We start from the raw sequence: 13,580 nt of genomic DNA, 5'->3' as shown, positions 1-13,580 counted from the left end.
ACCCTACCTGGGCGGCCCGTGCCGTGGCGTCGGTCAAACGGATGAACGTCGTCCTACTTGAGGCCAGAATCTGCGCTGGATCTGCAGGGTGACGGTGCCCGCGATGACCATGCCGAGGATGTTGACCGCGAGCTGGGACACCGAGCCCGCGACCTCCTCCCAGTCGGCCAGCGCCAGGGCCACGGCGGCGTAGCCGGCCGCGGGAACCGTGGTGACCGAGATGAACACGCCGATCAGGGCCGAGGACTTGCCCGCGGTGACCGACAGCACCCCGGCCGCGCCCGCCAGCAGCGCCACGATGAACGACCACCGGTCGGGCTTGACGATGAACTGCACCTCGGCGTTGCTCTGCAGATTGCCGATGTCGATCCAGCCGAGCAGGTGGATGACCAGCGCGCAGGCGAAGGTGACGAAGATGGCCACCAGGAAGCCGACGACCAGCGTGCGCAGGGACGTGACGATGAGGTGCCAGTGCCGGTGGAGCAGGCCGAAGCAGATGGCGGCGATCGCGCCGAACTCGGGCCCGAGCACCATCGCGCCGACCATGAGGATCGGCGAGTTCTGCAGCACGCCGATGCCCGACAGCATGGTGGCGATGACGAAGAAGGTGAGGTACGCCCACGTCACACGGGAGTCGGCCGACACCCGCTGCGCCAGCTCCTCCCAGATGACCGCGTCGTCGGGATGGCCGGGCGCCTCCTCGACCGCCTCGTCGGCGACCTCGGACAGCGACAGGTCGACCTGCTCGGCCGCGATCGAGCCCTCGCTCCTCAGCCAGCCGAGGCGGCCGATCACTTCGTTGGCCGACTCGCGGGCCGCGTCGCAGAGGATGACGTCACCCTTGGGGACGCGGCCCGCGCCGGTCAGGACCACGATGTTGGTGACGCCGGGGCAGTCCTCCAGCACCGCCGTCACCTCGTCGGTGCGGCCGGCCGGGCTGATCAGTCGCAGATGCAGCACGAGCCCATTGTGATCGATCGTGGCGTCGATCGGACGTTGACGGGGTTTTGATACCTATGCCGGAAGCTCCCTGCCATGATCCGGTACAGATGCCACGAACACGGCGAAGAGTGCTGGTTCGCCGATCTCGACGACCAGGAGTGCGGGGGCAGGTTCGCCCTCTACCTGTTCGAGGAGGTGGCGTTCAGGTCCGGCGAAGCCGTACCCGCCTGACCGCGTGGTCGACGCCCTTCTTCAGCACGAGGTCGGCCCGGCCCCGGGTGGGGGCGATGTTCTCGACCAGGTTGCGCTCGTTGATGTCGCGCCAGACGTTCACGGCGAAGGCGGTGGCCTCGTCGTGGGAGAGCTCGGCGATGTGCCGGAAGTACGACTTCGGGTCCTCGAAGGCGGTGCGGCGCAGCTTGTGGAAGCGTTCGACGTACCAGGTGCGGATGCTCTCCACCTTGGCGTCGACGTAGATGGAGAAGTCGAAGTAGTCGTTGACGGCGAGGGAGGTGGGCGGGGCGGGCTGGAGGACGTTGAGTCCTTCGATGATCAGGATGTCGGGATTTTTCACGGTCTGGACCGCGCCGGGGACGATGTCGTACTCAAGGTGGCTGTAGACGGGCGCCCGCACCTCGGCAGCCCCCGCCTTGACCTCCGCCACGAACCTGACCAGCGCCCGCCGGTCATAGCTCTCGGGGAACCCCTTGCGGTGCATGATCCCCTTGGCCTCCAGCACCGCGTTGGGGTGGAGGAAGCTGTCGGTGGTGACCAGCTCCACGCGCGGATGCTCGGGCCAGCGGGCCAGCAGCGTGTGCAGCAGCCGCGCCGTGGTGGACTTGCCCACCGCGACGCTCCCGGCGATGCCCAGGATGTACGGCACGCGCGTCTCGGGATGGCCGAGGAACGCGCTCAGCACGCTGCTGCGTTGCTTGGATCCGGTGAAGTGCAGGTTGAGCAGCCGGGTCAGCGGAAGATAGATGTCCGTGACCTCGGTCAGGTCGATGGGGTCGTCCAGACCGCGCAGCTCTTCCAGCTCTTCGGCGGTGAGAGTCAAGGGCGTGTTCTTGCGGAGCTCGCTCCACTGCTCCCTGCTCAGTTCCACGTAGCCGTTGTTCACCTAGGCAGCGTAGCGATGCGCCACAAGGGAGATCATGGGCGGCCCCTGGTTCCGCGTCCACAGCCTGTGGATAAAAGATGGGGATTATCGAGAGCCAGTTCGGGGAACGATGATCGATTCGACGAAATCGTTATGCAAGGGTTGGGAGGCGGCTAGCCTCTCGTTGCGTGGACCGTCGCCGTTTCCTCACCGCCATGACCGCCGCCGGCGTCGTCGCCGGGCCGTTCGCCGGGGTCGCCTGCGCGGGACGGCAGGGCGGCGCCCAGGCCGCCCCCAGCGGTTACGGCCCGCTGCGCCCGGCCCGCGACCTGCGTGACGGCAAGGTGCGCCTGCACCTGCCCGAGGGCTTCCGCTACCGCTCGTTCAGCGCCGCGGGCGAGAAGTTCAGCGACGGCGGCGAGGTGCCCGGCCGGCACGACGGCATGGCCGCCTTCTCCGGGCCCGGCGACAGCGTGATCCTCGTACGCAACCACGAGGTCGGCGGCGCGGTCGGCGCGTTCGGCGACCGCGAGCGCGCCTACGACCCGATGGCCGGGGGCGGCACCTCCACCCTCCGCGTCACCCGCCAGGGCGAGGTCATCAGGGCAACCCCGTCGCTCACCGGCACCATGATGAACTGCTCGGGCGGGCCCATGGCCTGGCGGGCCTGGGTGAGCTGCGAGGAGACCGTCAACGGCCCCGACGTGGCCGACGCGCCCGGCGGCGAGGGCAACGCCAGGCTCACCCAGAAGCACGGCTACATCTTCGAGGTGCCGCTCAACCGCGCCGCCACGGCCAGGCCCATCCGGGCGGCCGGCCGGTTCGCGCATGAGTCGGCCGCCTTCGACCCCTCCTCGGGCGCCCTCTACCTCACCGAGGACAACTTCGCCCATCCGTCCGGGTTCTACCGCTACCTGCCGCCCAAGCACCCGGTGCTGGCCGGCAAGCTGCTCGACGGCGGGCGGCTGCAGATGCTGGCCGTCGCCGAAACCGAGCGCGCCGACCTGTCCCTGGGGCAGCGGCCCGGGGCCGCGTACGCCACCACGTGGGTGGACATCGACGACCCCGACCCCGCCTTCCGCGGCCGGCCCGCCTACGACGAGGCGGTCCAGGCCGTCGGCCGCCAGGGCCGGGCCAAGGGCGCGGCGATCTTCGCCAGGCTGGAGGGCGCGGTCTTCCACCAGGGCGTGGTCTACTTCGTCTCCACGCAGGGCGGCGACACCTCGCCGGCCGACCCCATGCCCGACGGGTTCGGCAAGGGGCGCGGCCAGGTGTGGGCGTACGAGACCTGGAGCGGCACGCTCAGGCTGGTCTACGAGTCGCCGCGCGCGTCGGTCCTCGACCTGCCCGACAACATCACGGTGAGCAGGCGCGGCACGCTCGTCCTGTGCGAGGACGGCGACGGCGACAACTACCTGCGCGGGCTGACCAAGGCAGGGAAACTCTTCGACTTCTGCCGGCTCGCGCCGATCGCCGGCGACCCCGGGGCCGAGTTCGCGGGCAGCACCTTCGGGCCCGGCGGGCACACGCTGTTCGTCAACGTGCAGGCCAAACAGGGCAGGTCGTTCGCCATCTGGGGGCCCTGGGAGCGCGGGCTGTTCTAATGGACGCCATGATCCTGGGCATCGGCGTGGACGTGGTGGACATCTCCCGCTTCGAGCAGGCGCTCGAACGCACCCCGAGCCTGCGCGAGCGGCTGTTCACCGAGAACGAGCAGACGCTGCCCGCGCGGTCGCTGGCCGCCAGGTTCGCCGCCAAGGAGGCCGTGGCCAAGGCGCTGGGCGCGCCCCGGGGGCTCGGGCACCGGGAGGCCGAGGTGTGCCGCGGCGAGCTGGGCCGGCCCGAGCTGCGGGTGACCGGGCGGGTGGCCGAGGTGGCGTACGAGCTGGGCGTCAAGCGCTGGCACGTCTCGCTCAGCCACGACGCGGGCGTGGCCGTGGCCTACGTGATCGCCGAGGGCTAGCGCGGGGGATAGCTTCGGATCATGCGCACCGCCTACACCGCCGACCAGATCCGCGCCGCCGAGCACGTCCTCATGGCCGGGCTGCCGCCCGGCACGCTCATGCAGCGGGCCGCCGCCGGGCTCGCCGCCGCCTGCGCGGGGCTGCTCGGCCGCGTGTACGGCAGCCGGGTCGTGCTGCTCGTCGGCAGCGGCGACAACGGCGGCGACGCGCTCTACGCGGGCGAGCGGCTGGCGCGGCGCGGGGCGCGGGTGGAGGCCATCCTCGCCGGGTCGAAGACGCACGAGGAGGGGCTGGCCGCGCTGCTGCGGGCCGGCGGGCGGGCAGCCGGGCCCTCAGCCGGGCCGGACGCGCTCACGCGGGCCGACCTCGTCATGGACGGGCTGGTCGGGATCGGGGCGTCGGGGGCGCTGCGGGAGCCGTACGCGGCGCTGGCCGAGCAGGCGAACGCGGCCCGCGCCCCCGTCGTCGCCGTGGACGTGCCGAGCGGCGTGGACGCGAGCACCGGCCGGGTCGAGGGCGCGGCCGTGCGCGCCCAGGTGACCGTGACCATGGGCGCGATCAAGACCGGGCTGCTGGTCGATCCAGGAGCCGGGTACGCCGGCCGGGTCGAGCTGGTGGACATCGGGCTCGGCCCCTGCCTGCCCGACCCCGACGTGGCCGCGCTCACCGGCGGCGACGTGGACGACCTGCTGCCGCGCCCCGGCAACGAGTCCGACAAATACCGCAGGGGAGTGCTCGGCGTGCTGGCCGGCAGCGACCTCTACACCGGCGCGGCCGTGCTGGCCGTCGGCGGGGCGCTGCGCGCCGGGGCCGGGATGGTCCGCTACGCCGGCCCGGCCGAGCCCGTGGCGCAGGTGCGCGCCGCCTGGCCGGAGGCCGTGATCACCACGCTCGACCGGCCGACCATCGAGGACGTCGGCAGGGTGCAGGCGTGGGTGCTCGGGCCGGGCCTCGGCACCGGCGACTGGGCGCACGAGCTGGCCGCCCAGGTGCTCGGCACCGGCCTGCCGGTGCTCGTGGACGCCGACGGGCTGACCGTGGTCGCGCGGGACCGCTCGCTGCTGCGCCGCGCCGCGCCCACGCTGATCACCCCGCACGCCGGCGAGCTGGCCAGGCTGATCGGGGCCGAGCGCGCGGACATCGAGGCGGCACGGCTGGAGCACGCCCGCGCGGCGGCGGCGGAGCTGGGCGTGACCGTGCTGCTCAAGGGCTCGACCACGGTCGTGGCCGAGGAGTCCAGGCCGGTCCGGGTCAACCCGACCGGCACCTCCTGGCTGGCCACCGGCGGCACCGGCGACGTGCTGTCGGGCGTGGCGGGCTCGCTGCTGGCCCAGGGGCTCGGGGCGTACGACGCGGGGTCGTGCGCGGCCTATCTGCACGGGCTGGCCGGCCGGCTGGCCGCCGACGGCGCTCCGCTGGCCGCCGCGGACGTCACCACGGCCGTTCCCGCCGCCATCCGGGCGGTGACGGCCGGGGGCGCCTGAGGTGAAAAACGCGCTCGACCACGCCCGTGAGCTGCCACACTGGGAGGATGTACTCCTCGATGGCCACGCCCGCGGAGGCACGCGTCGACCTGGCCGCCATCAGGCACAACGTCGCCCTGCTCAAGGAGCGCACGGGCGCCGAGCTGATGGGCGCCGTCAAGGCCGACGCCTACGGGCACGGCCTTGTCCCCTGTTCGCGCGCGGTGCTGGAGGGCGGCGCGAGCCGCCTCGGCGTCGCGTTCGTCAGGGAGGCGCTGGAGCTGCGCGCGGGCGGCGTGACCGCGCCCGTCCTCGCCTGGCTCATCACCCCGGGCGAGCCGCTCGACGAGGCGCTGACGCACGACGTCGAGCTGTCGGCCGCCGACGTGCGGCTGCTCGACGAGATCGCCGCCGCCGCGCGCCGCACCGGACGCACCGCCCGGCTGCACCTGGAGGCCGACACCGGCATGAGCAGGGGCGGCGCTCCGCTGGCCGCCTGGCCGGGGCTGCTGGCCAGGGCGCTGGAGCTGCAGGCCGAGGCGGCCGTCGAGATCGTCGGCCTGTGGTCGCACTTCGCCTGCGCCGACATCCCCGGCCATCCGTCCGTGCACCAGCAGCTGGAGGCCTACCAGACGGCGCTGAAGCTCGCCGAGCAGGCGGGCGCGGCCGGCTCCCACGTGATCAGGCACCTCGCCAACTCCGCCGGCGCGCTCACGCTGCCCGAGGCCCGCTACGACCTGGTCCGGCCGGGCATCGCGATGTACGGCCTCAGCCCGATCCCCGAGCAGGGCGGCTTCGGCCTGCGCCCGGCGATGACCCTGGTGGCGCAGGCCGCGCTGGTCAAGCGCGTCCCGCAGGACTCCGGGGTCAGCTACGGCCACCTCTACACCACCGAACGCGAGACTCACCTGGCGCTCGTCCCTCTCGGCTACGCCGACGGCATACTCCGGCACGCCACGGGAAGAGCCGAGGTGCTCGCGGGCGGGCGGCGAAGGCGGGTCGCGGGCCGCGTGTGCATGGACCAGTTCATGATCGACCTAGGTGACGACCTGCTCGCCGCCGGCGACGAGGTGGTGCTGTTCGGCCCGGGCGACGGGGGCGAGCCGACCGCTCAGGAGTGGGCCGATACCCTCGGCACGATCACGCATGAGATCGTGACCAGGATCGGCTCGCGGGTGCCGCGGGTCCACACGGGCGCTTGAGAAGGATCGGGGAGATGACGACGACAACACGCCGCAGGTTCGGGATCGCCGGCGCGCTCGTCGGCGCGGCGTCGGCGGGGGTCGCGGCGGCGGCCATGGCCAAGCGCTACGCGGTCGGCCGGATCAGGCTCCGCCCCGACACCGAGGCCAGCGAGCCGTTCGGCGAGCTGCGGGGCAGGGAGCGCACGCACATCACCTCCGACGGCGTGGCGCTGCACGTCGAGCTCGACGGCCCCGACGACGCGCCGCTGACCATCGTGTTCTGCCACGGCTACTGCCTCAGCCTGGAGTCCTGGCACTACCAGCGCAAGGACCTGCGCGAGAACTACCGGCTGGTGCTGTGGGACCAGCGCTCCCACGGCCGTTCGCAGCGCGCCCAGGCCGACGAGAGCATGATCGACCGGCTGGGCGACGACCTGGCCGAGGTGATCGAGGAGTTCGTGCCCGGCCCGTGCGTGCTGGTCGGCCACTCCATGGGCGGCATGACGATCATGGCGCTGGCCGACCGCCACCCCGGCCTGTTCGGTGACAAGATCCGAGCCGTGGCGCTGCTCGCGACCTCGGCGGGCAAGCTGGCCGAGCTGACGCTGGGCCTGCCGGCCATGCTGTCCAAGGTCGTCCACAAGTTCGCGCCGGGCACGGTGTCCATGCTGGGCAAGCGCGGCGCGCTCATCGACCGCACCCGCAGCGCCGGCAGCGACATCGCCTTCCTCATCACCCGCTACATGGGCTTCGGCGACGCGAAGAACGTCAGCCCCACCGTCGTCGACTTCGCCGAGTCGATGATCAGGGCCACCCCCACCGAGGTCTTCGCCGACTTCTACCCGGCCCTGATGAACCACGACAAACTGGCCGCGCTGGACGTGCTCGACTCCGTGCCCACCGCGATCCTCGTGGGCGACGGCGACTGGCTCACCCCGCCCGACCACAGCAAGGCCATCGCGGCCGCGCTGCCCAAGGCCCAGCTGACCGAGGTGCCCGACACCTCGCACCTGATCCAGCTCGAACGTCCCGGCGTGGTCAACGACGCGCTGCGCGACCTGGCCAAGAGGGTGGAGCTGTAGCGATGAGAGCAGCGACCGCCGAGGCCATGCGGGCGTTCGGCGCCCGGCTGGCGGCCCACCTGCGGGCCGGCGACCTGATCGTGCTGTCCGGGCCGCTCGGCGCGGGCAAGACCACGCTGGTGCAGGGCATCGCGGAAGGGCTCAAAGTACGCGGCCCGATCACCTCGCCCACGTTCGTCATCGCCCGGGTGCACCCCTCGCTGCGCCAGGGGCCGCCGCTCGTGCACGCCGACGCCTACCGGCTGGGCGGCGACCTGGAGGTCGACGACCTCGACCTCGACGCCTCGCTGGAGGAGTCCGTCACCGTCGTCGAGTGGGGCGAAGGGCTGGTCGAGGGCCTGGCCGACGACCGGCTGGAGATCCACATCGACAGGGAGGCGGGCGACGAGGCCCGCGTGCTCACCGTGCGCGGCGTGGGGCCGCGTTGGGCCGACACGCCGATTGATCGGCTCGAAGGGTAAAACGCCGGTCACGTCCTGGCAAAACTGGCACCCTTGACGTACCCGGCCGAAGACATGATCGTTGGCAGGGATTCGCCCAGAATTTCTGGGTATCAGGGAGGGCGACATCCACGATTTGGGTGGATGCTGGTGGCAGGACGGCAAAGTGGGGTGCGGCCGGTGCTCAGGGTCAGGCGTGTCGCGTACGCGGGAGCTCTCGTCATCGTAGGTCTGACCGGCTGCACAGCCTCGGCCGAGACCGAACCCACGGCAACCCCGACGGCCACGGCGTCGGGCACGCCGTTATCCAGCGCCACCGGCACTCCCGCGCCCACGGGCACCCGGCCCAGGATCCAGGTCCAGCTCAACCCCGACCGGGTCACCGCGGGCCAGACCAACACCGTGTGGATCCTCGCCAACTGCCCCGTCCCCACCGGCGGCCCGGCGCACACCGGCACCGCCACGTCCCGGGCGTTCGTCAGCGGCGCCACGCTCAACCCCGTGCCCTCCGGCGCCAGCTCCCCGACCCCCACCGGCTCGGCGGCCGGCTCGCCCTGGGTGCGCGGCTCCGCGCAGGTCTCAGGAACGGTCCCGCGCGGCACCTACACCGTCAGCGTCAAGTGCGACGGCACCAACGACGCCGGCAGCGCGCGGCTGCGCGTCGTGGCCGGCGAGGCGCTGCCCACCCACGTCCCGACCCGGGCGCCCCGCGCGGGCGGCGGCGGCACGTACGCCAAGGACGTGGACGAGGGCTCCTCCATCCCCTTCGGCCCGGCGGGCGTGCTGCTCGGTCTCGCCCTCGCGGGTGGCATCGGCTGGGCGGTCAAGCGGCGCAAGGGGTAGACGATGGCACGACCTGGACGGGTCGTCGTCGCGGGGGTCGTCACGGGGCTGGTGCTGTTCGCCTTCGGCAAGGGCGCTCAACAGGAGGCGTCCACGCCCGCCGCGAACGTCGTGCCCGAGAGCCTCGACATCCCCTCGATCGACCTGGAGGCCCCGCTCATGAAGCTGGGCCTCGCCAAGAACGGCGACGTCGAGCTGCCGCCGTACGAGAAGCCCAAGACCGCCGGCTGGTACGAAGGCAGCGCCGTGCCCGGCGAGAAGGGCGCCTCGGTCATCATCGGCCATGTCGACACCAAGACCGCCCCCGCCGTGTTCTACAAGCTCAGGGACCTGCGCAAGGGCCAGACCGTCAAGGTGCGGCGCAGCGACGGCAAGACGGTGACGTACAAGGTCGACTCGATCGAGCAGGTGCACAAGGACAGCTTCCCCACCAGGCGGGTCTACCTGGAGGACGGGCTGAGGCTGGTGACCTGCGGCGGCGAGTTCGATCGCGCGCGTGGCGAGTACCTCGACAACGTCATCGTCTACGCTTCCCGTGCATGAGCCATCCTCCCGCCGTCGGCGGCAGCCGGGTGCCCTGGTCGCGGGTGCCTGAAGAGGTCCGCGCCGCGGTCGAGGAGTTCCTCGGCGGGCGCGTGATCGAGGCGCGCACCCAGGAGGGCGGGTTCTCGCCCGCGGCCGCCGTACGGCTGCGCACCGAGCACGGCCGGCGGGCCTTCGTCAAGACCGTCGGGCCCGAGCCCAACCCCGACACCCCGCCCATCTACCGCGCCGAGCTCAGGATCGCCGCGGCCCTGCCGGAGTCGGCGCCCGTGCCCCGGCTGCTGACCGGGTTCGAGCTGGCCGGCTGGGTGACGCTGGTCTTCGAGGACGTCGAGGGCGAGCACCCCGAGCTGCCCTGGAGACGCGACCAGCTCGACCGGGTGCTCGATGCGCTCGCGCGGATGTCGCGGGCGCTGACCCCCTCGCCCGTCGCCGACGCGCCGACGGTCGCCGAGGTCTTCGGCGACTCCTTCCACGGCTGGCGCAGGCTGACCGGTGAGGACACCGCCGGGCTCGACCCGTGGGCGCTGCGCCACCTCGGCGAGCTGGCCGAGCTTGAGGCCGGCTGGGAGGCGGCCGCGGCCGGCGACAGCCTCGCGCACGGTGACCTGCGCGCCGACAACATCCTGCTGGCCGGCGAGCGCGTCTTCGTCGTGGACTGGCCCTGGGCCTGCCGGGCGGCGCCCTGGTTCGACCTGCTGTGCATGCTGCCGTCCGTCGGGATGCAGGGCGGCCCGCCGCCGTGGGAGCTGTTCGCCGACGCCGAGCCCGCCGTGGTCGCGGCGGTGGCCGGATATCTGGCCCGGCAGTCGCGGCAGCCGCCACCGCCGGGGCTGGCGACGGTACGGGAGTTCCAGCGGGCGCAGGGCGTGGTCGCGCTGGAGTGGCTGCGGCGGCGTACGGGCTGGGACTGACGGCGTTACGGGCGGGTGCGCGGTCCGCTGCGGGTAGGCTAATCAGTCGTGCTGGTCCTGGCTTTCGATACCGCGACACCCGCCGTCACCGCCGCGCTCCACGACGGCGAGCGGGTGCTCGCCGAGCACACGACGATCGACGCGCGGCGCCACGGCGAACTGCTCGCCCCCACCATCGAGCTCGTGCTGGCCGAGGCCCGCGTGACGCTCCGCGACGTGACCGCCGTCGTCGCCGGCAGCGGCCCCGGCCCCTACACCGGGCTGCGCGTCGGCCTCATGACCGCGCAGGGGCTCGCGACCACGCTCGGCGTGCCCGCGTACGGCGTCTGCACGCTCGACGCGCTCGCCTACGGCAGCGGCCTGACCGAGCCGTTCCTCGCCGCCACCGACGCGCGGCGCAAGGAGGTCTTCTGGGCCCGCTACGCCGACCTGCGCACCCGGCTCGACGGGCCGGCCGTCGACCGGCCCGCCGACGTCCCCGCCGACGGGCTGCCGGTCATCGGCGCCGGCGCCGACCTCTACCGCGACGTGCTGGAGGGCAAGGGCCACGAGGCGCCGCCCTACCCGTACGCCGGATCGCTGGCCGCCCTCGCCGTCGAACGGCTGGCCGCCGGCGCCCCGCTCGACCCGGCGCGCCCCATCTACCTGCGGCGCCCCGACGCCGTCGTGCCCGGCGCCCCGAAGAAGGTGCTCGCGCCCGGCGAGAGCGGGCGGGCGACGGCGTGAGGCGGCCCACATGGTGACGCTGCGGCCCATGACCGGCGCCGACCTGCCGGCGGTCATGGCGATCGAGCGGGCCACGTTCCCGCTCGACGCGTGGAGCGAGGGCATGATGCGCGGCGAGCTGGACGACATGCCGCGCACCCGCCACTACGTGGTGGCCCTGGACGAGGACGAGATCGTCGGCTACGCCGGGCTCGCGGCCGCCTCCGACCAGGCCGACGTGCAGACCATCGCGGTGCTCGACAAGCACCAGGGGCGCGGCATCGGCAGCGCCCTGTTGACCGAACTGCTGGCCGAGGCCCGGCGCAGGGGAGCGCGCGAGATGTTCCTGGAGGTCCGCGCGGACAACCCGCGCGCCCAGGCGGTCTACCGGCGCTTCGAGTTCGAGGAGATCGGCACCCGCCGCCGCTACTACGACGACGGCACCGACGCGATCATGATGAGAAGGAAGCTGGATGGCTGACGAACCCCTGGTGCTCGGCATCGAGACGTCCTGCGACGAGACCGGCATCGGCATCGTCCGCGGCCACACGCTGCTGGCCAACACCATCGCCTCCAGCATGGACGAGCACGCCAGATTCGGCGGCGTGGTGCCCGAGGTAGCCTCGCGCGCCCATCTGGAGGCCATGACGCCCACCGTGGAGGCGGCGCTGGCCGCGGCCGGGCTGCGCTTCACCGACATCGACGCCATCGCCGTCACCGCGGGGCCCGGCCTCGCGGGGGCGCTGCTGGTCGGCGTGGCGGCGGCGAAGTCGTACGCGCTCGGGCTCGGCGTCCCCCTCTACGGCGTCAACCACCTGGCCGCGCACGTGGCCGTGGACGAGTTGGAGCACGGGCCGCTGCCCAAGCCGTGCATCGCCCTGCTGGTCTCCGGCGGGCACTCCTCGCTGCTGCTCGTGCCCGACGTGACCGGCGACGTCATCTCGCTCGGCTCGACCGTGGACGACGCGGCGGGGGAGGCGTTCGACAAGGTGGCGCGGGTGCTGGGGCTGCCGTTCCCCGGCGGGCCGCACATCGACCGGGCCGCCCGCGACGGCTCGGGCACCGCCGTCACGTTCCCGCGCGGCAAGATCGACGACGGCACGCTCGACTTCTCCTTCTCCGGGCTCAAGACCGCCGTGGCGCGGTGGGTGGAGGCGCGCGAGGCGGCGGGGCAGAGCGTGCACGTGCCCGACGTGGCCGCCTCCTTCCAGGAGGCCGTGGTCGACGTGCTCACCCGCAAGGCGCTGCAGGCATGCCGCAAATACGGTGTCTCCGACCTGCTCATCGGCGGCGGCGTCGCGGCCAACTCGCGGCTGCGGGCGCTCGCCCAGGAGCGGTGCGACGCCGCCGGGGTGCGGCTGCGGGTGCCGCGGCCGGGGCTCTGCACCGACAACGGGGCGATGGTGGCCGCGCTGGGCTCCGACCTGATCGCGGCCGGCGTCTCGCCGTCCAGCCTGCAGATCCCGGCCGACTCGTCCCTGCCGATCACCACCGTGCACGTGTGACCCTGACCCGGCCTTCGATGCGCATCGTCCCTCTGGTCGATCCGGAGCCGACGCCGTCCAGCCGGCGCCTCGCCTGGCTCGCCACCCTGCCGACCGGCGCTCCCGCCGGGTCGGCGTTCCTGCGCCTGTACGTGAAGGCGGGCCAGGATCATCTGGCCGAGCTCGACCTGCACGTCCACCCGGCCGAGCAGCGCAAGGGCGTCGGTTCCCTCCTGCTGGACGCCGCGGTGACGGCGGCCCGGCAGGAACGGCGGCGCAGCCTCACCGCGCAGGCGGAGCCCGGCTCGCCGGCGGAGGCGTTCCTGGCCGCGCGCGGCTTCCGTACGGTCCTGACCCTGACCTACGCGCGGCTGCCGCTGGCGGACACCAACCCGGACGACCTCAAGGCGATCGTCCAGAGCCCGCACCCCGGCTACCGGCTGGTCACGTGGGAGGGTGTCGTGCCCGACGACCTGGCCGAGACGTTCGCCCGATCCCGCCGCGCGATGGACGACATGCCCATGGACGACACCGACCACGGCACCGTGAGCTGGGACGTCGACCGCGTACGACAGGCGGCGCTGACCATCGGGAAGCGCGGCGAAACGCTGCACACCGTCGCCGCCGTCGCGGAGCCGGACGGGTCCATCGCCGGCTTCACCGAGCTGGTCGTGCCGGGAGACGGCAGGGGCGACGCCCAGCACTACGGCACCGGCGTGCTGCCCGAGCATCGCGGGCACGGGCTCGCCCGCTGGATGAAGGCCGAGGCCATCCGGCAGGCACGCGAGCGCTACCCGGACCTTGAGGGCCTGCTGACCGACACGGCCGACAGCAACCGTCACATGCGCGCCGTCAACGACGCGCTCGGCTACCTGCCGACCCACAGGATGCTGACGCTGCAGCTCGACCTTTAGCGG

At 73.0% G+C, this 13,580-nt stretch carries 16 protein-coding genes; 14 read left to right on the top strand and 2 right to left on the bottom strand.

Features of this window, described 5'->3' with window-relative positions; all coding sequences use genetic code 11:
- Positions 1-33: 33 nt before the first annotated feature.
- Entirely contained in the window at positions 34-960 is a 927-nt protein-coding gene (locus tag ACBR40_RS32685) for a DUF389 domain-containing protein (protein ID WP_371251242.1), read from the bottom strand.
- A gap of 75 nt (positions 961-1,035) precedes the next feature.
- Between ACBR40_RS32685 and ACBR40_RS32680 the strand changes: the two genes are divergently transcribed.
- Positions 1,036-1,173: a hypothetical protein gene (locus ACBR40_RS32680; protein ID WP_329585474.1), complete on the top strand. Its 138-nt coding sequence runs from the start codon at positions 1,036-1,038 to the stop codon at positions 1,171-1,173.
- On the opposite strand, the gene coaA is transcribed toward ACBR40_RS32680, so the two are convergent.
- Positions 1,145-2,047, bottom strand: a complete 903-nt coding sequence (coaA, locus tag ACBR40_RS32675) for a type I pantothenate kinase (RefSeq protein ID WP_344217052.1) — start codon at positions 2,045-2,047, stop codon at positions 1,145-1,147. The genes ACBR40_RS32680 and coaA overlap by 29 nt on opposite strands.
- Positions 2,048-2,229: 182 nt before the next feature.
- On the opposite strand from coaA, the gene ACBR40_RS32670 reads away from it, so the two are divergent.
- The 13 genes from ACBR40_RS32670 (at position 2,230) to ACBR40_RS32610 (ending at position 13,577) form a co-directional block, all read left to right on the top strand.
- Positions 2,230-3,645 carry a PhoX family phosphatase gene (locus ACBR40_RS32670; protein WP_371251241.1) on the top strand — a complete coding sequence of 472 codons (1,416 nt, stop codon included), beginning with the start codon at positions 2,230-2,232 and terminating at the stop codon, positions 3,643-3,645.
- A gap of 8 nt (positions 3,646-3,653) precedes the next feature.
- Positions 3,654-4,004: a holo-ACP synthase gene (locus tag ACBR40_RS32665; protein WP_344216704.1), complete on the top strand. Its 351-nt coding sequence runs from the start codon at positions 3,654-3,656 to the stop codon at positions 4,002-4,004.
- A 21-nt stretch (positions 4,005-4,025) separates the two neighbouring features.
- Positions 4,026-5,489 carry an NAD(P)H-hydrate dehydratase gene (locus tag ACBR40_RS32660; protein WP_344216706.1) on the top strand — a complete coding sequence of 488 codons (1,464 nt, stop codon included), beginning with the start codon at positions 4,026-4,028 and terminating at the stop codon, positions 5,487-5,489.
- 59 nt (positions 5,490-5,548) lie between these two features.
- Positions 5,549-6,670, top strand: a complete 1,122-nt coding sequence (alr, locus tag ACBR40_RS32655; RefSeq protein WP_371251341.1) for an alanine racemase — start codon at positions 5,549-5,551, stop codon at positions 6,668-6,670.
- A gap of 14 nt (positions 6,671-6,684) precedes the next feature.
- Positions 6,685-7,734, top strand: coding sequence for an alpha/beta hydrolase (locus ACBR40_RS32650; RefSeq protein WP_344216708.1), 1,050 nt, complete (start codon positions 6,685-6,687; stop codon positions 7,732-7,734).
- 2 nt (positions 7,735-7,736) lie between these two features.
- Positions 7,737-8,195 carry a tRNA (adenosine(37)-N6)-threonylcarbamoyltransferase complex ATPase subunit type 1 TsaE gene (tsaE, locus tag ACBR40_RS32645; protein ID WP_371251240.1) on the top strand — a complete coding sequence of 153 codons (459 nt, stop codon included), beginning with the start codon at positions 7,737-7,739 and terminating at the stop codon, positions 8,193-8,195.
- A 159-nt stretch (positions 8,196-8,354) separates the two neighbouring features.
- Positions 8,355-9,017, top strand: coding sequence for a hypothetical protein (locus ACBR40_RS32640; RefSeq protein ID WP_371251239.1), 663 nt, complete (start codon positions 8,355-8,357; stop codon positions 9,015-9,017).
- Positions 9,018-9,020: 3 nt separating this feature from the next.
- Positions 9,021-9,560 (top strand): class F sortase, encoded by a 540-nt coding sequence (locus tag ACBR40_RS32635; RefSeq protein WP_344216714.1) that lies wholly within the window; start codon positions 9,021-9,023, stop codon positions 9,558-9,560.
- Positions 9,557-10,474, top strand: a complete 918-nt coding sequence (locus ACBR40_RS32630; RefSeq protein WP_371251238.1) for an aminoglycoside phosphotransferase family protein — start codon at positions 9,557-9,559, stop codon at positions 10,472-10,474. Before ACBR40_RS32635 ends, ACBR40_RS32630 begins: the two co-directional genes overlap by 4 nt.
- A 48-nt stretch (positions 10,475-10,522) precedes the next feature.
- Positions 10,523-11,200, top strand: coding sequence for a tRNA (adenosine(37)-N6)-threonylcarbamoyltransferase complex dimerization subunit type 1 TsaB (tsaB, locus tag ACBR40_RS32625; protein ID WP_344216718.1), 678 nt, complete (start codon positions 10,523-10,525; stop codon positions 11,198-11,200).
- Positions 11,201-11,210: 10 nt separating this feature from the next.
- Complete coding sequence (rimI, locus tag ACBR40_RS32620; RefSeq protein ID WP_344216720.1) at positions 11,211-11,660, top strand: ribosomal protein S18-alanine N-acetyltransferase; 450 nt, start codon at positions 11,211-11,213, stop codon at positions 11,658-11,660.
- Positions 11,653-12,684 carry a tRNA (adenosine(37)-N6)-threonylcarbamoyltransferase complex transferase subunit TsaD gene (gene tsaD, locus ACBR40_RS32615; protein ID WP_329585447.1) on the top strand — a complete coding sequence of 344 codons (1,032 nt, stop codon included), beginning with the start codon at positions 11,653-11,655 and terminating at the stop codon, positions 12,682-12,684. Before rimI ends, tsaD begins: the two co-directional genes overlap by 8 nt.
- A 17-nt stretch (positions 12,685-12,701) precedes the next feature.
- Positions 12,702-13,577, top strand: coding sequence for an N-acetyltransferase family protein (locus tag ACBR40_RS32610; protein ID WP_371251237.1), 876 nt, complete (start codon positions 12,702-12,704; stop codon positions 13,575-13,577).
- Positions 13,578-13,580 lie beyond the last annotated feature (3 nt).

It is taken from the genome of Nonomuraea sp. AD125B (assembly GCF_041402765.1).
Taxonomy (GTDB): domain Bacteria; phylum Actinomycetota; class Actinomycetes; order Streptosporangiales; family Streptosporangiaceae; genus Nonomuraea; species Nonomuraea bangladeshensis.
This window is presented reverse-complemented; position numbering and strand designations above follow the sequence as displayed.

Bases quoted from the DNA above. Each gene is read 5' to 3' on its own strand.
- alr (WP_371251341.1), top strand. From the start codon at position 5,549: ATGGCCACGCCCGCGGAGGCACGCGTCGACCTGGCCGCCATCAGGCAC.
- ACBR40_RS32665 (WP_344216704.1), top strand. From the start codon at position 3,654: ATGATCCTGGGCATCGGCGTGGACGTGGTGGACATCTCCCGCTTCGAG.
- tsaE (WP_371251240.1), top strand. From the start codon at position 7,737: ATGAGAGCAGCGACCGCCGAGGCCATGCGGGCGTTCGGCGCCCGGCTG.
- ACBR40_RS32680 (WP_329585474.1), top strand. From the start codon at position 1,036: ATGATCCGGTACAGATGCCACGAACACGGCGAAGAGTGCTGGTTCGCC.
- ACBR40_RS32660 (WP_344216706.1), top strand. From the start codon at position 4,026: ATGCGCACCGCCTACACCGCCGACCAGATCCGCGCCGCCGAGCACGTC.
- tsaD (WP_329585447.1), top strand. From the start codon at position 11,653: ATGGCTGACGAACCCCTGGTGCTCGGCATCGAGACGTCCTGCGACGAG.
- rimI (WP_344216720.1), top strand. From the start codon at position 11,211: ATGGTGACGCTGCGGCCCATGACCGGCGCCGACCTGCCGGCGGTCATG.
- ACBR40_RS32650 (WP_344216708.1), top strand. From the start codon at position 6,685: ATGACGACGACAACACGCCGCAGGTTCGGGATCGCCGGCGCGCTCGTC.
- ACBR40_RS32630 (WP_371251238.1), top strand. From the start codon at position 9,557: ATGAGCCATCCTCCCGCCGTCGGCGGCAGCCGGGTGCCCTGGTCGCGG.
- ACBR40_RS32635 (WP_344216714.1), top strand. From the start codon at position 9,021: ATGGCACGACCTGGACGGGTCGTCGTCGCGGGGGTCGTCACGGGGCTG.
- ACBR40_RS32610 (WP_371251237.1), top strand. From the start codon at position 12,702: ATGCGCATCGTCCCTCTGGTCGATCCGGAGCCGACGCCGTCCAGCCGG.